Here is a 23,089-nt window from a genome sequence, read left to right on the forward strand (position 1 = left end):
CCACCGTGGCCTTGCTGCTACGTGTGGGGTTTGTTCTAACAGGCTACCCCTGAGAATGTTATGGACTACTTCACCCTCTTTGGCTTACCGGCCTGCTATCAGCTCGATACTCAGGCGCTGAGCCTCCGTTTTCAGGATCTACAACGTCAGTATCATCCTGATAAATTTGCCAGCGGTTCCCAGGCGGAACAACTTGCTGCAGTTTCGCAGTCCGCCACGATCAACCAGGCCTGGCAAACGCTGCGTCATCCCTTGATGCGCGCTGAATACTTACTGTCTTTACACGGCTTTGATATCAGAAACGAGCAGCACACGGTGCGCGATACCGCGTTCTTGATGGAGCAACTCGAGCTGCGCGAAGAGCTGGACGAGATTGAACAGGCTAAAGACAGTGAACGTCTGGATGCGTTGATGAAACGCATCAACGAGATGTACCAGGTTCGCCATCAGTTGATGGTCGAACTGCTGGACAGCGAAGCGTGGGACGTGGCGGCTGAGACCGTGCGTAAACTGCGTTTTCTCGATAAACTGCGAAGCAGTGCAGAACAACTCGAAGAAAAACTGCTCGATTTTTAATTTCGGAAGCGAAAATGGCCTTATTACAAATTAGTGAGCCTGGTCTGAGTGCCGCACCGCACCAGCGTCGTCTGGCGGTAGGCATTGACTTAGGCACCACCAACTCTCTGGTCGCGACCGTACGCAGCGGCCAGGCCGAAACGCTGGCTGACCACGAAGGTCGCCACCTGCTGCCGTCAGTGGTTCACTATCAGCAGCAGGGCTACGCTGTCGGCTACGATGCCCGTGCCAACGCGGCGCTGGATACTGCAAACACCGTCAGTTCGGTAAAACGTATGATGGGGCGCTCGCTCGCGGATATCCAGGCGCGTTATCCGCATCTGCCGTATACGTTCCAGGCAAGCGAAAACGGCCTGCCGATGATCGAAACCGCAGCGGGTTTGCTCAATCCGGTACGCGTGTCCGCCGATATTCTCAAAGCACTGGCCGCACGGGCGACCGAAGCGCTGTCCGGTGAACTGGACGGTGTGGTGATCACTGTTCCCGCCTATTTTGATGACGCGCAGCGTCAGGGTACCAAAGACGCCGCGCGTCTGGCGGGCCTGCACGTGCTGCGTCTGCTGAACGAACCGACCGCTGCCGCGATTGCCTATGGACTGGATTCGGGTCAGGAAGGCGTGATTGCGGTCTATGACCTCGGCGGCGGCACGTTTGATATTTCTATTCTGCGCCTGAGCCGTGGTGTGTTTGAAGTGCTGGCGACGGGCGGCGATTCCGCGCTCGGTGGTGATGATTTCGACCATCTGCTGGCAGATTATATTCGTGAGCAGGCGGGCGTGGCCGATCGCAGCGATAACCGCGTACAGCGCGAGCTGCTCGATGCCGCGATTGCCGCAAAAATTGCACTCAGCGATGCTGAATCCGTCACGGTTAACGTGGCCGGGTGGCAGGGTGAAGTTACCCGCGAAACCTTTAACGAACTGATTTCCGCCCTGGTTAAGCGCACGCTGCTGGCCTGCCGTCGTGCACTGAAAGATGCCGGCGTTGAGGCGCAGGACGTTCTGGAAGTCGTGATGGTCGGTGGTTCAACACGCGTACCGCTGGTGCGTGAACGCGTGGGTGAGTTTTTTGGTCGCACGCCGCTGACCTCTATCGACCCGGACAAAGTGGTGGCTATCGGTGCGGCTATCCAGGCGGACATTCTTGTCGGCAACAAGCCTGACAGTGAAATGCTGCTGTTGGACGTCATCCCGCTGTCCCTGGGGCTGGAAACCATGGGCGGTCTGGTGGAGAAAGTGATCCCGCGTAACACCACCATTCCGGTGGCCCGCGCGCAGGACTTCACCACCTTCAAAGATGGCCAAACGGCGATGTCGATTCATGTGATGCAGGGCGAGCGTGAACTGGTGCAGGATTGCCGTTCTCTGGCGCGTTTTGCACTGCGCGGCATTCCGGCGCTGCCGGCGGGTGGGGCGCATATTCGCGTGACCTTCCAGGTTGATGCCGATGGACTGCTGAGCGTCACGGCCATGGAGAAATCCACCGGCGTGGAATCCTCTATCCAGGTCAAACCGTCCTACGGTCTGACGGACAACGAAATCGCTTCCATGATTCAGGATTCGATGAGCTTTGCCGAGCAGGATGTAAAAGCCCGCATGCTGGCAGAGCAGAAAGTCGAAGCTGCACGCGTACTGGAGAGTTTATCCGGTGCGTTGAACGCTGATGCCGCGCTGTTAAGCGCCGCAGAACGTCAGGCCATCGACGCCGCCGCCGCGCATTTGAGCGAGGTTGCACAGGGTGACGATGTTGACGCTATCGAACAAGCCATTAAAAACGTAGACAAACAAACCCAGGAATTCGCCGCTCGCCGCATGGACAAGTCCGTCCGTAGCGCGCTGAAAGGCCATTCCGTGGACGAGGTTTAATATGCCAAAGATTGTTATTTTGCCTCATCAGGATCTCTGTCCCGATGGCGCAGTTCTGGAAGCTGAGACCGGTGAGACTATTCTCGACGTTGCCCTGCGTAACGGCATCGAGATTGAACACGCCTGTGAAAAATCCTGTGCCTGCACCACCTGTCACTGCATCGTGCGTGAAGGCTTCGATTCCCTGCCGGAAAGCACGGAAGAAGAAGATGACATGCTGGACAAAGCCTGGGGACTGGAGCCGGAGAGCCGTTTAAGTTGCCAGGCTCGCGTCACCGAAGACGATTTAGTGGTCGAAATCCCACGTTACACAATCAATCATGCGCGTGAGCATTAACAGAGGGTAGTATGGGACTGAAGTGGACCGACAGCCGTGAAATCGGCGAGGCGCTGTACGACGCGTTCCCCGATCTCGATCCCAAGACCGTTCGTTTCACCGATCTGCATCAATGGATCTGTGACCTGGAAGAGTTCGATGATGATCCGCAAGCATCGAACGAAAAAATCCTTGAGGCCATTTTGCTGGTCTGGCTGGACGAAGCTGAATAAGTCAACGGGCTGCCCACGGGTGGCCCGTTTTCCTGTATGCGCGAAAATAAGGATAAATAAAATGACAGAAGCCATGAAAATTACGCTTTCCACGCAGCCTGCTGACGCGCGCTGGGGTGAAAAAGCGACTTACAGCATTAACAGTGACGGCATTACCCTACACCTTAATGGAAAAGACGATCTGGGCCTTATCCAGCGCGCCGCGCGGAAAATCGACGGTCTGGGTATCAAACATATTCAGCTGGAAGGCGAAGGCTGGGACACCGAGCGCAGCTGGGCATTCTGGCAGGGCTACAAAGGACCTAAAGGCAGCCGTAAAGTTGAGTGGGCCCCGCTCGACGACGCGCAGCAGAAGGAACTGGATAGCCGCCTGAAAATCATTGACTGGGTACGTGACACCATCAATGCCCCGGCGGAAGAACTCGGCCCGGAACAGCTGGCGCAGCGCGCGGTTGATCTGCTGTGCAGCGTGGCGTGCGATAACGTCTCTTACCGCATCACCAAAGGCGAAGATCTGCGCGAGCAGAATTACATGGGTCTGCACACGGTAGGTCGTGGATCTGAACGTCCACCGGTACTGTTGGCGCTGGACTATAACCCAACCGGTGATAAAACCGCTCCGGTTTACGCCTGCCTGGTCGGCAAAGGGATCACCTTTGACTCCGGCGGTTACAGCATCAAGCAAAGCGCGTTTATGGACTCAATGAAGTCCGATATGGGCGGCGCGGCCACGGTAACGGGCGCTCTGGCGTTTGCCATCACTCGCGGTCTGAACAAACGTGTGAAGCTGTATCTGTGCTGTGCGGATAACCTGATCAGCGGCAATGCCTTCAAGCTCGGCGATATCATTCGCTATCGCAACGGCAAAAATGTTGAAGTGATGAACACCGACGCCGAAGGCCGTTTGGTGCTGGCAGATGGCCTGATTGACGCCAGTGCGCAGAAACCGGAATTGATCATCGATGCCGCGACGTTGACCGGTGCGGCGAAAACAGCTCTGGGTAACGATTACCATGCGCTGTTTAGTTTTGATGACCAGCTGGCAGCCCGTCTGATGGCAAGCGCGGCGCAGGAGAATGAACCGTTCTGGCGCCTGCCGTTGGCGGAATTCCACCGTAACCAGTTGCCGTCCAACTTTGCCGAGCTGAACAACACCGGCAGCGCGGCCTATCCTGCGGGCGCAAGCACCGCGGCGGGCTTCCTGTCGCATTTTGTGGAAAACTATCAGCAAGGCTGGCTGCATATCGACTGCTCTGCAACCTATCGCAAGGCACCGGTTGAGCAGTGGTCCGCGGGCGCGACCGGTCTGGGTGTGCGCACCATCGCGAATCTGCTGACTGCCTGAAAGGTGTTTTTGTAGGCCGGGTAAGCGAAGCGCCACCCGGCATTTTGCCTGATGCGACGCGGTGTGTCTTATCAGGCCTACAACCCATATGTACAAAATTTGTGATCTTATGTCCGAAATAAAAAATGAATTAGAAACGTTGCTGGAAAAAGCAGCGACGGAGCCTGCGCATCGTCCGGCCTTTTTCCGCACGTTGCTGGAATCCACCGTCTGGGTTCCGGGTACGGCCGCAGAAGGCGAGGCGGTAGTTGAAGACAGCGCACTGGATCTGCAGCACTGGGAAAAAGAAGACGGCACCACCGTGATCCCGTTTTTCACCTCCCTGGAAGCCCTGCAGCAGGCTGTTGAAGACGAACAGGCGTTTGTTGTGATGCCAGTACGCACGCTGTTTGAAATGACGCTGGGTGCGACGCTGTTTCTCAACGCCAAACTGCCGACCGGCAAAGAATTTATGCCGCGTGAAATCAGCCTGCTGCTCGGTGAAGAAGGCAATCCGTTGAGTACCCAGGAAGTGCTGGAAGGCGGCGAGTCGCTGATCCTCTCCGAGGTCGCGGAACCTCCGGCGCAGATGATCGACTCGCTCACGACGCTGTTTAAAACTATTAAGCCGGTAAAACGGGCGTTTATCTGCTCGATTAAAGACAGCCCGGATGCCCAGCCTAATCTGCTGATTGGCATTGAAGCCGAGGGCGATATTGAAGAGATTATTCATGCCACGGGCAGCGTAGCGACCGATACGTTACCGGGTGATGAGCCGATTGATATCTGCCAGGTGGTGAAAGGTGAGAAAGGGGTCAGCCACTTTATTACCGAACACATCGCGCCGTTCTACGAGCGCCGCTGGGGCGGTTTCCTGCGCGATTTTAAACAGAACCGGATCATCTAAAAGACCTTGCCGAATGGCCACGCATACGTCTTATCCAGCCTACGATTTACACTATTTTGTAGGCCGGATGCGCGACGCGCCATCCGGCATTTCCAGCTTATAATATCGGTTCTACCGGTAAATCATTGCGTGCACCCCATTCGCTCCATGCCCCGTCATACAGGGCCACGTTAGGGACACCCAGCGTGGTAAGCGCCAGTACCACCACGGCGGCGGTTACGCCGGAGCCGCAACTGGCGATAATCGGTCTGTCAAAGCTCACGCCGTGGCTAAAGAAGATAGCGTCCAGTTCCTCGGTGGTTTTTAACTCGCCGTCGCGAACCAGTTCAGTCCACGGTACGTTTAGCGCACCGGGAACATGACCACGCCTCAGGCCAGGACGTGGCTCATCAACTTCCGCATTGAAACGCGCAGCCGGACGCGCATCAACAATCTGTGCGGTTTTTTCATGGCTGGCCAGCAGGACATCGGTCACTCGCACCACGGCTTCCGGCGTAAACGTCGCGTCAAACTCGCCTTCTGACAAATCAACGTTCCCTGCCTGCAGCGGGAATTCATCACGCTGCCAGCTTGCGAAACCGCCCGCCAGAATGGAGACATTTTCCACACCAAACGTGCGCAGCATCCACCAGGCGCGCGGGGCAGAAAACAAATTGCCGTCATCGTAAATGACCAGGTGTTTATCCTGATGTACGCCCAGTTCGCGCATGGCTACGGCGAACGCCTCCGGGCGTGGCATCATATGCGGTAACGCTGAGGTATGGTCGGAGAGCGCTTCGATATCAAAAAAGACCGCGCCAGGGATATGGCCAGCGCGATACTCCTCGCCAACATCACGATCTTCCTGCCCTGGAGGCGCCATCCGGGCATCAAGAATCTGTATTTCCGGATCGTCAATGTGTTCGACAAGCCAGTCGGCAGCGACAAAGAAGGCGGTGGTCATAGGCATCTCCATTTTTACCAGGTTTCGGCAAATTGTCGGCTGTTTACCGTCAAGGGACAAGTAAAAGAGGCTGATTTGTCAGGGTGGATCGACATTATTCACGAAAATTCAGATAACGTTGATTGGTTACAGACTTCCACATCCTGAAATCTCACGCATAATAGGGATTCTACGTAGCTAACGGGCCGCTCAGGCCAGGGATGAAAAATGAAACATTTACGCGTAGCGGCCTGTATGCTGATGCTTGCGCTGGCGGGGTGCGATAATAATGATAAGCCGTCGACGGACGCGAAAAATGATACGCCTGCCCCACAGACCTCGTCGGTAAAAGATCCGGCGCAATTACACAAGCTGACACAGCAAAGCCAGGGTAAACCGTTGACGCTACTGGACGCCTCCGAAGTCCAGTTAGACGGCGCGGCGACGCTGGTGCTGACGTTCTCCATCCCCCTCGATCCTGAGCAAGATTTTTCTCGCGTACTGCACGTTGTCGATAAAAAAAGCGGCAAAGTGGACGGGGCCTGGGAATTGGCGCCCAACCTGAAAGAGCTACGCTTACGTCATCTGGAGCCCAACCGCGAACTGGTGGTGACTATTGAGCGCGATTTACTGGCGCTGAATAAGGCGACGTTTGGCACTGAATATGAAAAAAACATCACCACTCGCGATGTCCAGCCGAGCGTCGGATTTGCCAGTCGTGGCTCGCTGTTGCCAGGCAAAGTGATCGAAGGCCTGCCGGTGATGGCGCTGAACGTCAACAGCGTGGATGTGAATTTCTTTCGCGTGAAGCCGGAGTCGCTTGGCGCGTTTATCAGCCAGTGGGAATACCGCAACTCATTGTCTAACTGGGAATCCGACAACCTGCTGAAAATGGCAGAGCTGGTTTATACCGGGCGCTTTGACCTTAATCCGGCACGCAATACCCGTGAGAAACTGCTGCTGCCGCTGGGCGAAATCAAGCCGTTGCAGCAGGCGGGGGTGTACGTTGCGGTGATGAACCAGGCCGGGCAATACAATTACAGCAATGCTGCCACGCTATTTACGCTCAGCGATATTGGCGTATCCGCACACCGTTACCACAATCAGCTGGATGTCTTTACCCAGAGCCTGGAAAACGGCGCTGCGCAGCAGGGTATAGATGTTACCTTGCTCAATGAGAAAGGGCAGACGCTGGCGCAGGCGACCAGCGATGCGCAGGGACACGTGAAGCTCGAGACGGATAAAGACGCCGCCATATTGCTGGCGCGTAAAGACGGGCAAACCACGCTGCTGGACCTGAAATTACCGGCGCTGGATCTGGCTGAATTTGATATCGCGGGGGCACCGGGATACAGCAAACAGTTCTTTATGTTCGGTCCGCGCGATCTCTATCGTCCCGGTGAAACGGTGATCCTCAACGGATTACTGCGCGACAGCGATGGCAAAACGTTGCCCGATCAGCCGGTGAAGCTGGAAGTCGTTAAGCCCGATGGGCAGGTATTACGCACGGTGGTCAGCCAGCCCGAAAACGGTCTGTACCGTCTGACCTGGCCGCTGGACAGCAGTGCGCCAACCGGTATGTGGCATATTCGCGCCAACACCGGCGATAACCGCTCACGGATGTGGGATTTCCACGTCGAAGATTTTATGCCCGAGCGGATGGCGCTCAACCTCACTGCCAATAAAATGCCGATTGCACCGGCTGACGATGTGAAGTTTTCGGTGGTGGGTTACTACCTGTACGGTGCGCCTGCGAATGGTAATGCCCTGCAAGGTCAGCTATTCCTGCGACCACAGCGTGAAGCGGTGTCTGCATTGCCGGGATTCCAGTTTGGCAATATTGCTGAAGAGAATCTCTCCCGCAGTCTGGATGAAGTTCAGCTGACGCTGGATGAAAACGGTCGTGGCGAAGTCACAACCAGCAGTCAGTGGCAGGAAGCTCACTCGCCGTTACAGGTCATTTTGCAGGCCAGCCTGCTGGAGTCGGGTGGCCGTCCGGTGACCCGTCGGGTAGAACAGGCTATCTGGCCTGCAGATACCCTGCCGGGTATTCGCCCGCAATTCGCAGCCAAAGCCGTTTATGATTACCGCACCGATACCACGGTGAATCAGCCGATCGTTGATGAAGGCAGCAACGCCGCGTTTGATATTGTTTATGCCGATGCAAAAGGCGAGAAAAAAGCGGTTTCCGGCTTGCAGGTGCGGTTGATCCGCGAACGTCGGGATTACTATTGGAACTGGTCTGAAGGGGAGGGCTGGCAGTCGCAGTTCGATCAAAAGGATCTGGTCGAAGGCGAGCAAACACTGGATCTTACCGCTGATGAAACCGGTAAGATCAGCTTCCCGGTGGAGTGGGGCGCTTACCGTCTGGAAGTGAAAGCACCCAACGATACGGTGAGCAGCGTGCGCTTCTGGGCCGGATACAGCTGGCAGGATAACAGCGACGGCAGCGGGGCGGTGCGCCCGGATCGTGTCACTCTGAAGCTGGATAAACCCAATTATCGTCCTGGTGACACCATGAAGTTGCACATTGCCGCGCCTGCTGCCGGTAAAGGCTATGCAATGGTGGAATCCAGCGAAGGCCCGCTGTGGTGGCAAGAGATCGATGTCCCTGCAAATGGTCTGGATCTCTCTATTCCGGTCGACAAAACCTGGAACCGCCATGACCTCTATCTTAGCGCGTTGGTGATCCGCCCTGGCGACAAGTCCCGCTCGGCTACACCAAAACGCGCGGTCGGGTTACTGCATTTGCCGCTAGGCGATGAAAATCGTCGCCTGGATTTGACGCTGGAAAATCCGGCTAAAATGCGCCCGAATCAACCGTTGACCGTTAACGTGAAAGCCAGTGTCAAAAATGGTGACGTGCCTAAACAGGTTAACGTCCTGGTCTCCGCTGTAGACAGCGGGGTGTTGAATATCACCGATTACGCTACCCCGGATCCGTGGCAGGCATTTTTTGGCCAGAAACGCTATGGCGCGGATATTTATGATATTTACGGCCAGGTAATCGAAGGGCAAGGGCGTTTGGCGGCACTGCGTTTCGGTGGCGATGGTGATGAGCTAAAACGCGGCGGCAAACCGCCGGTTAATCACGTCAATATCGTGGCGCAACAGGCGCTGCCGGTCACGCTCAACGAGAAAGGTGAGGGCACGGTAACGTTGCCGATTGGCGATTTTAACGGTGAACTGCGGGTGATGGCGCAGGCCTGGACCGCAGATGACTTTGGCAGTAGCGAGAGTAAAGTGATCGTCGCTGCGCCGGTGATCGCGGAACTGAATATGCCACGCTTTATGGCCGGTGGTGATACCTCGCGCCTGACGCTGGACGTCACCAATCTGACAGATAGGCCGCAGACGCTGAATATTCAGCTTACCGCCAGCGGCTTAGTGTCACTGATGGGCCAAAACCCTTCCCCGGTGGATCTGGCACCTGGCGTGCGTACCACGTTATTTATTCCGGTACGGGCACTGGAGGGATTCGGCGATGGTGAGATTCAGGCCGTTATTAGTGGTTTGACGCTGCCAGGTGAAACGCTCCCCGTTCAACATAAACAGTGGAAGATTGGCGTGCGTCCGGCGTTCCCGGCGCAAACTCTCAATAGCGGCGTGGCGCTGCAAGCCGGTGAAACCTGGCAGTTACCGGACGGGGAACTGACCAACTTCTCCCCGGCAACGGTGCAGGGGCAACTGCTGTTCAGCGGCAAGCCGCCGCTGAATCTGGCGCGCTATGTTCGCGAATTGAAAGCCTATCCTTACGGCTGCCTGGAGCAGACTGCCAGCGGATTATTCCCGTCGTTGTATACCAACGCCGCACAGTTGAAGGCGTTGGGTATAGCGGGTGATAGCGATGAAAAACGCCGCACGGCGGTTGAAATAGGTATTTCCCGGTTACTGCAAATGCAGCGTGACGATGGGGGATTTGCGCTGTGGGATAAGAACGGGCCGGAAGAGTACTGGCTGAGTGCCTATGTTATGGACTTCCTCGTCCGGGCAAATGAACAGGGCTACAGCGTCCCGAGTGAGGTGATCAACCGGGGCAATGCGCGTCTGCTGCGTTATTTACAGGATCCGGGCATGATGTCGATTCGCTACACCGACGACACCGCAGCCAGCCGGTTTGCCGTACAGTCCTATGCCGCGCTGGTACTGGCCCGTCAGCAGAAAGCGCCGCTGGGCGCTCTGCGTGAGATCTGGGAGCGTCGAGCTCAGGCCGCCTCTGGCCTGCCGCTGCTGCAATTGGGCATTGCGCTGAAAAACATGGGCGATGCGAATCGCAGTGAACAGGCGCTGACGTTGGCACTCAATACGCCGCGCCGAGATACGCAGCAGTGGATGGCGGATTACGGCAGTCAGCTACGCGACAACGCGCTGATGCTGGCCTTGCTGGAAGAGAATAAACTGAAACCCGACGTGCAAAATACTTTGCTGAATACGCTGTCGGAGCAAGCTTTCGGTCAGCGCTGGCTCTCCACGCAGGAGAATAATGCGCTGTTCCTTGCTGCCCGTACGCTGCAGGATCTGCCGGGCACGTGGCAGGCGCAGACATCTCTCTCTGAACAACCGCTGGCGGGTGATAAATCGCAAACCCGAAATCTGGATGCGGAACAGTTAGCGACGCTGGCGGTGACCAACACGGGTAATCTGCCGCTGTGGCTGCGTCTGGACGTCAGCGGCTATCCGCAAAGTTCACCGCAGCCTGCCAGCAATGTACTGCTCATTGAACGTCAGGTGCTGGGCACCGATGGGCAGAGTAAATCGCTCTCGTCTCTGCGCAGCGGCGAGCTGGTGCTGGTCTGGTTGACGGTTAGAGCCAGCCAGAATGTTCCGGATGCGCTGGTGGTCGATCTTCTGCCTGCTGGTCTGGAACTGGAAAACCAGAATCTGGCCAACGGTAGCGCCAGCCTGCAGGATAGCGGCAGCGAAGTGGCGAATTTGCTTAATCAAATGCAGCAAGCGGATATCCAGCACGTTGAATTCCGCGATGATCGCTTTGTCGCGGCGGTGGCTGTCAACGAAGGGCAACCGGTCACGCTGGTGTATCTGGCGCGCGCGGTCACACCGGGGACGTATCAGGTACCTGTACCCCAGGTGGAATCGATGTATGTTCCGCAGTGGCGTGCCACCGGCACGGCTGAGGGCCCGCTGATTGTCAGACCGTAAATGATGCATCGGTGGGTTAAACGCAGCGGCTGGCTGGTAGCCGCTGCGTTGCTGATAGGGGCAGCAGTGTGGACGGCGGATAAAATCTGGCCGTTGCCGCTGCATGAGGTTAATCCTGCGCGAGTAGTGGTGGCTCAGGACGGGACGCCGCTGTGGCGCTTTGCCGACGCGGACGGTATCTGGCGTTATCCGGTCACGCTTGAAGAGGTCTCGCCCCGTTATCTTGAGGCGCTCATTAACTACGAAGATCGCTGGTTCTGGAAACATCCCGGCGTCAATCCGTTTTCTGTGCTTCGCGCCGCCTGGCAGGATCTCACCTCCGGGCGCGTGGTCTCCGGAGGCAGTACGCTCACCATGCAGGTGGCGAGGCTGCTCGACCCACATCCGCGCACTTTTGGCGGTAAGTTTCGCCAGCTATGGCGTGCATTCCAATTGGAATGGCATCTCTCCAAACGCGATATCCTGACGCTGTATCTTAACCGCGCGCCGTTTGGTGGGACGCTGCAAGGCGTTGGTGCCGCAAGCTGGGCGTATCTGGGTAAATCACCGTCACAACTCAGCTACTCCGATGCCGCATTGCTGGCTGTACTGCCGCAGGCGCCGAGCCGTCTGCGTCCGGACCGTTGGCCGGATCGGGCGCAAGCCGCGCGCAATAAAGTGCTCGATCGCATGGCGACGCAGGGCGTCTGGTCGGCAAAACAGGCGCAGGAATCACGCGAAGAACCGGTCTGGCTGGCACCGAGGCAGATGCCGCAATTGGCGCCGTTATTCTCACGCATGATGCTGAACAAAAGCAGCAGCAACAAAATTGTCACCACGCTGGACGCCGGGCTGCAACGTCAACTGGAGGAGATGGCGCAAAACTGGAAGGGGCGGCTTCCGGCGCGCAGTTCGCTGGCGATGATTGTGGTCGACCATACCGATATGCGCGTACGTGGCTGGGTGGGCTCGGTAGATATGAATGACGACACCCGCTTTGGGCATGTGGATATGGTGAGCGCGATCCGCTCGCCGGGATCGGTGCTGAAACCCTTTGTCTATGGACTCGCGTTGGAGGATGGACTGGTTCACCCGGCCTCATTATTGCAGGACGTACCGCGGCGTACCGGGGATTATCGTCCGGGGAATTTTGACAGCGGTTTTCATGGCCCGGTAAGCATGAGCGAGGCGTTGGTGCGCTCGCTGAATCTGCCGGCAGTCCAGGTACTGGAAGCCTACGGCCCGAAACGTTTTGCCGCCAGGCTGCGTAACGTGGGGTTACCGTTGTATTTACCGGCAGGGGCTGCGCCAAATCTGTCACTGATCCTCGGGGGCGCGGGAGCCAGGCTTGAGGATATGGTCGCGGCGTACAGCGCCTTTGCCCGTCAGGGAAAAGCAGGAAAGCTCCGTCTGCAGCCGGAAGACCCGCTGCTGGAACGCCCGCTGATGTCCGCTGGTGCGGCGTGGATTATCCGGCGGATTATGGCGGACGACGCGCAGCCCCTGCCGGATAACGCCCTGAGTCGTGTGGTACCGCTGGCGTGGAAAACGGGCACCAGCTACGGCTATCGCGATGCGTGGGCGATTGGCGTTAACTCACGTTACGTGATTGGCATCTGGACCGGCAGACCCGACGGCACGCCGGTGGTGGGGCAATTTGGTTTTGCCAGCGCCGTGCCTTTGCTGAATCAGGTTAACAACTTGCTGCTGGCGCGTGGGACAAACCAGCCTGAAGACCCGCGACCAGGGTCCGTCAGCCGGGGCGTGGTGTGCTGGCCGGGTGGGCAATTTTTGCCCAACGGGGACGGTAACTGTCGTCGCCGTTTAGCCACCTGGCTATTGGACGGTAGCCAGCCGCCTACGCTGTTATTACCCGAGCAGGAAGGGGTTAACGGTATTCGTTTTCCCGTCTGGTTAGATGCGTCAGAAAAACGCGTGGCGCCAGACTGCCCGCAAGCGCGGGAACAGACGTTAATTGTCTGGCCGTTGCCGCTGGAGCCCTGGCTGCCGCCATCCGAGCGGCGAGCCGCTCGGCTACCGCCAGTTTCCGCAACCTGCCCGCCGTTGGGGCAGGACGCTTCCTTACCGCTGCAGTTGACAGGCGTTCGCGATGGCGTGATTGTGAAACGCTTACCCGGTTCACCAGCGGTCTCCGTGCCGCTACAAACCAGCGGTGGGATAGGCGAACGCTGGTGGTTTCTTAACGGTGAGCGGCTGGAAGAACGTGGGCGGAGTCTGACCCTGCGCTTAACGGTCGCAGGAGAGTACCAGCTGTTGGTTATGGATGACGGCGGGCAGGTTGCCACGGTGAGATTTGCTTTGCAGTAGACCAGCTTGATGTTATTTGTTGCTGAAATTCATCTTATTTTAAAGAAATGTTACCTTCATCAATAGTCAATTGCCGGGATGCTCTTTATAATCCGCGCCAGGTAAACCACAACAAAACAATTTTTTCAGAGGTAATCATGGCTATTGAACGTACTTTTTCCATCATCAAACCAAATGCGGTGGCAAAAAACGTTATTGGAAGCATCTTCGCACGCTTTGAATCAGCAGGGTTCAAAATTGTGGGGACTAAAATGCTGCACCTGACCGTTGAACAGGCGCGTGGCTTCTATGCCGAGCACGACGGCAAACCGTTCTTTGATGGCCTGGTTGAATTCATGACCTCTGGTCCGATCGTTGTTTCCGTTCTGGAAAGCGAAAACGCCGTTCAGCGTCACCGCGATCTGCTGGGTGCAACCAACCCGGCGAATGCGCTGGCAGGTACGCTGCGTGCAGATTACGCTGACAGCTTCACCGAGAACGGCACCCACGGTTCCGACTCCGTCGAATCTGCGGCGCGTGAAATCGCCTATTTCTTTGGCGAAGGCGAGGTTTGCCCGCGTACTCGCTGATCTCCTGCGTCTTTCACGTCGCCGATGCGTTGGCTGCGTTCGTTTACCCCGGTCACATAGTTTTCTATGCTCCCGGGGATGCTCGAACTTGCCGTCTTCTTGCGACGCGAAATCCTTTGGAGATGAATTAGCATTTACATATTATTTTCGCTAATGCTTCGTGCAAACGTGGCATCCCTGCGCCAGACTTTGTACAATGCAACGCCCCGGAAGAGCAGACCGCTTGCCGGGGCGTTTCTTTTTATCAACCCTCCACGGGCCATAACGTGTAACAACGAGGCCGGAAAAAATTATGTCTGAATTAGTTAACACCTCTGAAGTCGTCATTGCTGCGGTTCCAAATAAAAATGGAAAAATTAACCTGCTGGATCTGAACCGTCAGCAGATGCGCGAATTCTTCAAAGAGATGGGCGAAAAGCCGTTTCGTGCCGATCAGGTCATGAAATGGATGTACCACTATTGCAGCGACAACTTTGATGACATGACTGACATCAACAAAGTGCTGCGCAACAAACTGAAAGAAGTCGCTGAAATTCGCGCCCCGGAAGTGGTGGAAGAGCAGCGTTCGTCTGACGGCACCATCAAATGGGCCATTGCCGTTGGCGACCAGCGCGTAGAAACCGTGTATATCCCGGAAGACGATCGCGCCACCCTGTGTGTGTCTTCACAGGTCGGCTGTGCATTAGAGTGTAAATTCTGCTCTACGGCGCAACAGGGCTTTAACCGTAACCTGCGGGTGTCGGAAATCATCGGCCAGGTCTGGCGCGCGGCGAAAATCGTCGGTGCGGTGAAGGCAACGGGCGTGCGTCCTATCACCAACGTGGTCATGATGGGCATGGGCGAACCGTTGTTGAACCTGACCAACGTGGTTCCGGCGATGGAAATCATGCTTGATGACTTCGGTTTTGGGCTGTCAAAACGTCGTGTTACGCTGTCTACTTCCGGCGTGGTCCCTGCACTGGATAAGCTGGGCGACATGATTGACGTTGCGTTGGCGATTTCCCTGCATGCGCCGAACGATGAAATCCGTGACGAAATCGTGCCGATCAACAAAAAGTACAATATTGCTACGTTCCTTGAGTCGGTACGTGGCTACATTTCGAAGTCGAACGCCAACCAGGGCCGCGTCACCATCGAATATGTGATGTTAGATCACATTAACGACGGTACCGAGCACGCGCATCAGCTGGCGGAGCTGCTGAAAGATACGCCGTGTAAGATTAACCTGATCCCATGGAACCCGTTCCCGGGCGCGCCGTACGGACGGAGTTCTAACAGCCGTATCGATCGTTTCTCCAAAGTGTTGATGGGCTATGGTTTCACGACCATCGTGCGTAAAACACGCGGCGACGATATTGATGCAGCCTGCGGTCAGCTGGCGGGTGACGTCATTGACCGTACCAAGCGTACTCTGCGCAAGCGCATGCAGGGTGATGCTATCGACATCAAGACCGTTTGATGTTGGTGCACTACGGTATAATTAATGTACCGTAGTGCAATGTAAGTGACATACGGTCATTTGTTATACTCGTCAGGTCAATATTAACGGTGCGTTTTCGTCGACTTTAAGGCAGTATGTAGCGGCCCAACAAGAGTTTAGCCCTCAGGTTTACGCTGTTTTGTCATTGATAGTCTGACCGTTTTATACTGTCTGACCAAGGTTAACTGACCAGATGTTTCGCGGTGTGGGTGAGCATTGTGGCTCACCGGCGCCAGAGCCCATATTTACGCAGCTGTAGCGAATGAATACTGAAGCCACGCACGACAAAAATGAAGCACTCTCCACCGGCGTTCGCCTGCGCAATGCCCGTGAACAACTCGGATTCAGCCAACAGGCAGTCGCGGAACGACTGTGCCTGAAGGTCTCCACGGTACGCGATATTGAAGAAGATAAGGCGCCAGCCGATCTCGCTTCAACGTTTCTGCGCGGGTATATCCGTTCCTATGCGCGTTTGGTGCATATTCCTGAAGAAGAACTGTTGCCAGGGCTGGAAAAACAGGCTCCGATTCGCCCAGCCAAAGTGGCACCGATGCAGAGTTTCTCGCTCGGTAAGCGCCGCAAAAAGCGTGATGGCTGGTTAATGACCTTTACCTGGCTGGTACTGTTTGTCGTGGTTGGACTTACTGGCGCCTGGTGGTGGCAGAACCATAAAGCGCAGCAGGAAGAGATCACCACGATGGCCGATCAATCCTCCGCTGAGCTAAATGCGGGTAAAGACAGTGCCCAGAGCGTGCCGTTAGATACCAGCGCTGCGGCAAGTCAGGATATGACTCCACCCGCGCCGGATGATGGCGCGGCGGCAGACGCAGCGTCAGCACCTGCTGCAGATGCGCAACAGAATGCGGTAGTGGCACCGTCTCAGGCCAACGTAGACACAGCGACAACGGCGCCAACCTCACCGGCTACGGCGGCACCTTTGCCGACCGATCAAGCGGGTGTGACAACACCTGCCGCCGATCCTAACGCGCTGGTGATGAATTTTACCGCCGACTGCTGGCTGGAAGTCAGTGATGCGACCGGTAAAAAACTGTTTAGCGGTATGCAGCGTAAAGACGGCACGTTAAATCTTGTCGGCCAGGCACCGTACAAACTGAAAATTGGTGCACCGGCAGCAGTGCAGATTCAGTTCCAGGGTAAACCTGTCGACCTGAGTCGTTTTATCAGAACTAACCAGGTTGCGCGTCTGACCGTAAATGCCGAACAACCAGCGGCTCAGTAACAGACGGCAATGCGGGAGATTTTTTAATGCATAATCAGGCTCCAATTCAACGTAGAAAATCGACACGCATTTACGTTGGGAATGTGCCGATTGGTGATGGCGCGCCCATCGCCGTACAGTCTATGACCAATACGCGGACAACGGATGTGGCGGCGACGGTCAATCAAATCAAAGCGCTGGAACGCGTTGGGGCTGACATTGTCCGAGTCTCTGTACCGACAATGGATGCTGCAGAAGCGTTCAAGCTTATCAAACAGCAAGTCACAGTCCCGCTGGTTGCCGATATTCACTTTGACTACCGTATCGCGCTGAAAGTAGCGGAATACGGGGTCGACTGTCTGCGTATCAACCCCGGCAATATCGGTAATGAAGAGCGTATTCGCATGGTGGTGGACTGCGCTCGCGATAACAACATTCCTATCCGCATCGGCGTTAACGCCGGATCGCTGGAAAAAGATCTGCAGGAAAAATACGGCGAACCCACGCCGCAGGCGCTGCTGGAATCAGCTATGCGTCATGTGGATCATCTCGATCGTCTGAACTTCGACCAGTTCAAAGTGAGCGTTAAAGCCTCTGATGTGTTCCTTGCCGTTGAATCTTATCGTCTGTTAGCCAAACAGATCGATCAGCCGCTGCATCTGGGGATCACCGAAGCCGGTGGCGCACGCAGCGGATCGGTGAAGTCCGCGATTGGCCTGGGTTTGCTGTTGTCAGAAGGGATCGGCGATACGCTGCGCGTTTCTCTGGCGGCCGATCCGGTAGAAGAGATCAAAGTAGGCTTCGATATTCTGAAATCGCTGCGCATTCGCGCGCGCGGGATCAACTTTATCGCCTGCCCAACCTGTTCTCGTCAGGAGTTTGACGTCATCGGCACGGTTAACGCGCTGGAGCAACGTCTGGAAGACATCATCACGCCAATGGACGTTTCGATCATCGGCTGTGTGGTAAACGGTCCTGGTGAAGCGTTGGTTTCCACGCTCGGCGTGACGGGTGGCAACAAGAAAAGCGGCCTGTATGAAGACGGTGTACGTAAGGATCGTATCGATAACGACGATATGATTACCCAGCTAGAAGCCCGTATTCGTGCCAAAGCCAGCATCCTGGACGAAGCGCGTCGAATTGACGTGCAGCAGGTTGAAAAATAACAACGTGATGGGAAGCGGCGTGCTTCCCGTGTATGATTGAACCCGCATGGCGCCCGCATTGTTCGGGTTAGCGCTGAGGGTTCATTTTTATATCCATAAAGAGAATAAACGTGGCAAAAAACATTCAAGCCATTCGCGGCATGAACGATTATCTGCCTGGCGAAACCGCCATCTGGCAGCGCATTGAAGGCACTCTTAAAAACGTGCTCGGCAGCTACGGTTACAGTGAAATCCGCTTGCCGATTGTAGAGCAGACCCCGTTATTCAAACGCGCGATCGGTGAAGTGACCGACGTGGTTGAAAAAGAGATGTACACCTTTGAGGACCGTAATGGCGATAGCCTGACTTTGCGTCCTGAAGGAACGGCTGGCTGCGTACGCGCCGGCATCGAACATGGTCTCCTGTACAATCAGGAACAGCGTCTGTGGTATATCGGACCGATGTTCCGCCACGAGCGCCCGCAAAAAGGTCGCTATCGCCAATTCCATCAGCTGGGTGTCGAAGTGTTTGGCCTGCAAGGCCCGGACATTGATGCTGAGCTGATTATGCTGACCGCTCGCTGGTGGCGTGCACTGGGTATTTCTCAGCATGTTAGCCTTGAACTGAACTCCATCGGTTCTCTGGAAGCCCGTGCTAACTACCGAGATGCATTGGTGGCGTACCTGGAACAGCATAAAGACAAACTGGACGAAGATTGCAAGCGTCGCATGTATACCAACCCGCTGCGTGTACTCGATTCCAAAAATCCGGAAGTGCAGGCTCTGCTCAACGACGCTCCGGCTCTGGGCGACTACCTGGATGAGGATTCACGCGCGCATTTCGCCGGTCTGTGTACGCTGCTGGAGTCAGCAGGTATTGCTTACACCGTTAACCAACGACTGGTTCGTGGTCTCGACTACTACAACCGTACCGTATTTGAGTGGGTCACCAGCAGCCTGGGCTCGCAGGGTACCGTGTGTGCGGGTGGTCGTTATGACGGTCTGGTCGAGCAACTTGGCGGTCGTGCTACGCCAGCGGTTGGCTTCGCGATGGGTCTGGAACGACTTGTTTTGTTAGTTCAGGCAGTTAATCCGGAATTTATTGCTTCTCCTGTTGTCGATATATACCTGATCGCTTCAGGTACAGATACGCAGTCGGCGGCAATGGCGCTGGCTGAACGTCTGCGCGATGAAGTTCCGGGCGTAAAACTGATGACAAACCACGGTGGCGGCAACTTTAAGAAACAGTTTGCTCGCGCCGATAAGTGGGGCGCTCGCGTTGCACTGGTACTGGGTGAGTCCGAAGTGGCTGACGGTACTGTTGTAGTGAAGGATTTGCGCACTGGTGAGCAAACGGCAGTAGCGCAGGATAGCGTTGCCGCGCATTTGCGCACTTTGACTTGCTAAGGAGAAGGACAGCGTGGAAATTTACGAGAACGAAAACGACCAGGTTGATGCGGTAAAACGCTTCTTTGCCGAAAATGGCAAAGCGCTGGTGGTTGGGGTTATTTTAGGGGTTGGCGCACTGGTTGGCTGGCGTTACTGGACCAGCCATCAGACGGAGTCCACACGCTCTGCTTCTCTGGCGTATCAAAATACAGTGACTGCGGTCAGTGCGGGTAAGCAGGACAGCATTCCTGCCGCAGAGAAATTTGCCGCAGAGAACAAAAATACCTACGGCGCGTTAGCGTCGATGGAACTGGCGCAGCAGTTTGTTGATCAAAACGAACTTGAGAAAGCCGCTACCCAGTTGCAACAAGGACTGGCGGCGACCAGCGATGAGAATCTCAAAGCGGTGATTAATCTGCGTCTTGCGCGTGTGCAAGTTCAGCTTAAACAAGCGGATACCGCGCTGAAAACGCTCGACACCATTAAAGGTGAAGGGTGGGCGGCCATTGTCGCCGATCTGCGTGGCGAAGCGTTGCTGAGCAAAGGCGATAAACAAGGCGCGCGTAGCGCATGGGAAGCGGGTGTAAAAAGCGAAGCCTCTCCTGCTCTGAGCGAAATGATGCAGATGAAAATCAATAATTTGTCCATCTGAGAGGGACCCGATGCAATTGCGTAAATTACTTCTGCCAGGGCTGCTTTCCGTTACCCTATTAAGCGGCTGTTCACTGTTTGGTGGCGAAGAAGATGTCGTTAAGATGTCCCCATTACCGGTGGTTGAAAACCAGTTTACTCCGTCTACAGCCTGGAGCACGTCTGTAGGTAACGGTATTGGTGATTTCTATTCCAATCTTCATCCTGCGCTGGCAGATAACGTTGTCTATGCGGCGGATCGTACAGGCGTCGTTAAAGCTCTGAACGCGGATGATGGCAAAGAAGTCTGGTCCGTCAATCTGGCGGAAAAAGACGGCTGGTTCTCTAGAGTCTCTGCACAGCTTTCTGGTGGTGTGACGGTTTCCGGTGGTCACGTCTATATCGGCAGCGAAAAAGCCCAGGTTTATGCGCTTAATACCAGCGACGGTACTATTGCCTGGCAGACTCGTGTTGCCGGTGAAGCGCTGTCTCGCCCGGTGGTGAGTGATGGTGTGGTATTGATTCACACCAGCAACGGTCAACTGCAGGCGTTAAACGAAGCTGACGGTGCCGTCAAATGGACCGTCAACCTGGATATGCCATCGCTTTCGTTACGCGGCGAATCAGCCCCGGCTAGCGCTTTTGGTGCGGCGATTGTCGGCGGTGATAACGGTCGCGTGAGCGCTGTGCTGATGCAACAGGGCCAGATGATTTGGCAGCAACGTATTTCTCAGGCGACCGGTCCAACAGAAATCGATCGTCTGAGTGATGTTGACACCACGCCGGTTATCGTTAATGGCGTTGTGTACGCCCTGGCTTATAATGGTAACCTGACGGCGCTGGATCTGCGCAGCGGCCAGGTTATGTGGAAACGTGAACTCGGCTCGGTGAATGATTTCATCGTCGATGGCAACCGTATCTATCTGGTAGATCAGAATGACCGCGTGCTGGCGTTAACCACTGACGGCGGCGTAACGCTGTGGACGCAGAGCGATCTGCTTCACCGTCTGCTGACGTCTCCGGCGCTGTATAATGGCAATCTGGTTGTCGGCGATAGCGAAGGCTATCTGCACTGGATTAACATTGATGATGGCCGCTTTGTGGCCCAGCAGAAAGTCGACAGCTCCGGTTTCCTGACCGAGCCAGTATCGGCTGATGGTAAACTGCTGATCCAGGCGAAAGACGGTACGCTGTATTCAATTACGCGTTAATCGTCCTGCCGCTCGCTTTGAAAAACGGCTCCTGGTGCAGGGGCCGTTTTCCTGTTTTTAACAATGGCGTAAAAATACGTCCGTTGTCTGATGATTTTTTAAATGAGGCTTTAAACATGGTACCTGTGGTCGCGCTTGTCGGGCGCCCTAACGTTGGCAAATCCACGTTATTTAACCGTCTAACTCGCACCCGAGATGCGCTGGTTGCGGATTTCCCGGGTCTGACTCGTGACCGTAAGTACGGTCGTGCTGAGATTGAAGGACGCGAGTTTATCTGTGTTGATACCGGCGGTATTGATGGCACCGAAGACGGGGTAGAAACCCGCATGGCTGCACAGTCGCTGCTAGCCATCGAAGAAGCGGATGTTGTGCTGTTCATGGTTGATGCGCGTGCTGGCCTGATGCCGGCAGATGAAGCCATCGCCAAACATCTGCGTTCGCGCCAAAAACCGACTTTCCTGGTCGCCAACAAAACTGACGGACTCGATCCGGATCAGGCGGTGGTTGATTTTTATTCGCTGGGGTTAGGTGAAATTCACCCGATCGCAGCTTCTCACGGTCGTGGTGTTCTCAGCCTGCTGGAGCACGTTCTGCTGCCGTGGATGGATGACGTAGCGCCGCAGGAAGAAGTGGATGAAGACGCGGAATACTGGGCGAAGCTGGAAGCCGAAGAAAACGGTGAAGAGGAGCCTGAAGACGACTTCAATCCGCAGGATCTGCCAATCAAACTGGCGATTGTCGGGCGTCCGAACGTCGGTAAGTCCACACTCACTAACCGTATTCTCGGCGAAGACCGCGTGGTGGTTTACGATATGCCGGGAACCACGCGTGACAGTATTTATATCCCGATGGAACGTGACGGTCGCGAATATGTGCTGATCGACACTGCAGGCGTGCGTAAGCGCGGAAAAATTACCGAAGCGGTAGAAAAATTCTCCGTTATCAAGACGCTGCAGGCGATTGAAGACGCCAACGTGGTGATGCTGGTGATTGATGCCCGCGAAGGTATTTCCGATCAGGATCTGTCGCTACTGGGCTTTATTCTCAATAGTGGGCGCTCACTTGTCATCGTCGTCAACAAGTGGGACGGCCTGACCCAGGAAGTGAAAGAGCAGGTTAAAGAGACGCTGGACTTCCGTCTGGGCTTTATCGATTTTGCCCGCGTGCACTTTATCTCTGCGCTGCACGGCAGTGGTGTGGGTAATCTGTTTGAGTCAGTGCGTGAAGCGTATGACAGCTCAACCCGCCGCGTCAGTACCGCGATGCTGACCCGCATCATGACCATGGCGACAGAAGATCACCAGCCGCCGCTGGTGCGCGGTCGTCGTGTGAAGTTGAAATATGCGCATGCTGGTGGCTATAACCCACCAATTGTGGTGATTCACGGCAACCAGGTTAAAGACCTGCCTGATTCCTACAAACGTTATCTTATGAACTACTTCCGTAAGTCGCTGGAAGTGATGGGTACACCGATCCGTATTCAGTTCAAAGAAGGGGAAAACCCGTATGCGAATAAGCGTAATACGTTGACGCCAACACAAATGCGCAAGCGTAAGCGTTTGATTCAACATATTAAAAAAAGTAAGTAACCCTTGCTGATTATGAAAACCCGCGCTTGTCGCGGGTTTTTTTCGTCTGTTTATAGTCCTGTGTGTCTGTATAATGTCAATGACTATTCTTTTTTGACCAAGTTTAAATCTAAGAAAGTAGACAATTGTCGAATTTTCATCTTAAAGTGCAGGGGTTGGTACTAGACAAAACTGGCTCCAGACCCTCAAATGGCTAATTAACTTTTCGCTACCTGTAAAAAAATCGACCAGATACATAACTGGCCGGC

17 protein-coding genes are annotated in these 23,089 nt (G+C 55.4%); 16 read left to right on the forward strand and 1 reads right to left on the reverse strand.

Going from position 1 to position 23,089, the window contains the following annotated elements; genetic code table 11:
• Positions 1 to 60: 60 nt before the first annotated feature.
• The 6 genes from hscB to sseB all read left to right on the forward strand — a co-directional run bounded on the left by hscB (position 61) and on the right by sseB (position 5,221).
• Positions 61 to 576: a co-chaperone HscB gene (gene hscB / locus FCH32_RS00325; protein ID WP_174360302.1), complete on the forward strand. Its 516-nt coding sequence runs from the start codon at positions 61 to 63 to the stop codon at positions 574 to 576.
• Between the two features lie 14 nt (positions 577 to 590).
• Complete coding sequence (hscA, locus tag FCH32_RS00330; RefSeq protein WP_096756167.1) at positions 591 to 2,441, forward strand: Fe-S protein assembly chaperone HscA; 1,851 nt, start codon at positions 591 to 593, stop codon at positions 2,439 to 2,441.
• A gap of 1 nt (position 2,442) precedes the next feature.
• Positions 2,443 to 2,778 carry an ISC system 2Fe-2S type ferredoxin gene (fdx, locus tag FCH32_RS00335; RefSeq protein WP_003037690.1) on the forward strand — a complete coding sequence of 112 codons (336 nt, stop codon included), beginning with the start codon at positions 2,443 to 2,445 and terminating at the stop codon, positions 2,776 to 2,778.
• Between the two features lie 11 nt (positions 2,779 to 2,789).
• Complete coding sequence (iscX, locus tag FCH32_RS00340) at positions 2,790 to 2,990, forward strand: Fe-S cluster assembly protein IscX (RefSeq protein WP_003037694.1); 201 nt, start codon at positions 2,790 to 2,792, stop codon at positions 2,988 to 2,990.
• A gap of 61 nt (positions 2,991 to 3,051) precedes the next feature.
• Positions 3,052 to 4,335 (forward strand): aminopeptidase PepB, encoded by a 1,284-nt coding sequence (gene pepB, locus FCH32_RS00345; protein ID WP_117343508.1) that lies wholly within the window; start codon positions 3,052 to 3,054, stop codon positions 4,333 to 4,335.
• Between the two features lie 109 nt (positions 4,336 to 4,444).
• On the forward strand, positions 4,445 to 5,221 hold the full coding sequence (gene sseB / locus FCH32_RS00350) for an enhanced serine sensitivity protein SseB (RefSeq protein WP_137399750.1): 777 nt from the start codon (positions 4,445 to 4,447) through the stop codon (positions 5,219 to 5,221).
• Positions 5,222 to 5,318: 97 nt separating this feature from the next.
• Here the strand turns inward: sseB and sseA are convergent, their stop codons facing one another.
• Entirely contained in the window at positions 5,319 to 6,164 is an 846-nt protein-coding gene (gene sseA / locus FCH32_RS00355) for a 3-mercaptopyruvate sulfurtransferase (RefSeq protein ID WP_096756169.1), read from the reverse strand.
• 207 nt (positions 6,165 to 6,371) lie between these two features.
• Between sseA and FCH32_RS00360 the strand changes: the two genes are divergently transcribed.
• From FCH32_RS00360 to der, 10 genes are all read left to right on the forward strand, one after another.
• Complete coding sequence (locus FCH32_RS00360; RefSeq protein ID WP_174360303.1) at positions 6,372 to 11,303, forward strand: alpha-2-macroglobulin family protein; 4,932 nt, start codon at positions 6,372 to 6,374, stop codon at positions 11,301 to 11,303.
• On the forward strand, positions 11,304 to 13,610 hold the full coding sequence (gene pbpC, locus FCH32_RS00365; RefSeq protein ID WP_420838390.1) for a peptidoglycan glycosyltransferase PbpC: 2,307 nt from the start codon (positions 11,304 to 11,306) through the stop codon (positions 13,608 to 13,610).
• Between the two features lie 137 nt (positions 13,611 to 13,747).
• Positions 13,748 to 14,179, forward strand: a complete 432-nt coding sequence (gene ndk / locus FCH32_RS00370; protein WP_044714626.1) for a nucleoside-diphosphate kinase — start codon at positions 13,748 to 13,750, stop codon at positions 14,177 to 14,179.
• Positions 14,180 to 14,471: 292 nt separating this feature from the next.
• Positions 14,472 to 15,638, forward strand: a complete 1,167-nt coding sequence (rlmN, locus tag FCH32_RS00375) for a dual-specificity RNA methyltransferase RlmN (RefSeq protein ID WP_115257784.1) — start codon at positions 14,472 to 14,474, stop codon at positions 15,636 to 15,638.
• Positions 15,639 to 15,921: 283 nt separating this feature from the next.
• A complete protein-coding gene (rodZ, locus tag FCH32_RS00380) occupies positions 15,922 to 16,899 on the forward strand; it encodes a cytoskeleton protein RodZ (protein ID WP_174360304.1) in 978 nt (325 codons plus the stop codon).
• A gap of 26 nt (positions 16,900 to 16,925) precedes the next feature.
• Complete coding sequence (gene ispG / locus FCH32_RS00385) at positions 16,926 to 18,044, forward strand: flavodoxin-dependent (E)-4-hydroxy-3-methylbut-2-enyl-diphosphate synthase (protein ID WP_096756173.1); 1,119 nt, start codon at positions 16,926 to 16,928, stop codon at positions 18,042 to 18,044.
• A 110-nt stretch (positions 18,045 to 18,154) separates the two neighbouring features.
• Complete coding sequence (gene hisS, locus FCH32_RS00390) at positions 18,155 to 19,429, forward strand: histidine--tRNA ligase (RefSeq protein WP_096756174.1); 1,275 nt, start codon at positions 18,155 to 18,157, stop codon at positions 19,427 to 19,429.
• Positions 19,430 to 19,442: 13 nt separating this feature from the next.
• Positions 19,443 to 20,063, forward strand: coding sequence for a YfgM family protein (locus FCH32_RS00395; RefSeq protein WP_096756175.1), 621 nt, complete (start codon positions 19,443 to 19,445; stop codon positions 20,061 to 20,063).
• Positions 20,064 to 20,073: 10 nt separating this feature from the next.
• Positions 20,074 to 21,252 (forward strand): outer membrane protein assembly factor BamB, encoded by a 1,179-nt coding sequence (gene bamB, locus FCH32_RS00400; RefSeq protein ID WP_096756176.1) that lies wholly within the window; start codon positions 20,074 to 20,076, stop codon positions 21,250 to 21,252.
• A 116-nt stretch (positions 21,253 to 21,368) separates the two neighbouring features.
• Positions 21,369 to 22,841, forward strand: a complete 1,473-nt coding sequence (gene der, locus FCH32_RS00405) for a ribosome biogenesis GTPase Der (protein WP_115257787.1) — start codon at positions 21,369 to 21,371, stop codon at positions 22,839 to 22,841.
• The last annotated feature ends 248 nt before the right edge of the window (positions 22,842 to 23,089 follow it).

Origin of the sequence: Citrobacter gillenii, assembly GCF_013337685.1 — a bacterium.
Classification (GTDB): Bacteria; Pseudomonadota; Gammaproteobacteria; order Enterobacterales; family Enterobacteriaceae; genus Citrobacter; species Citrobacter gillenii.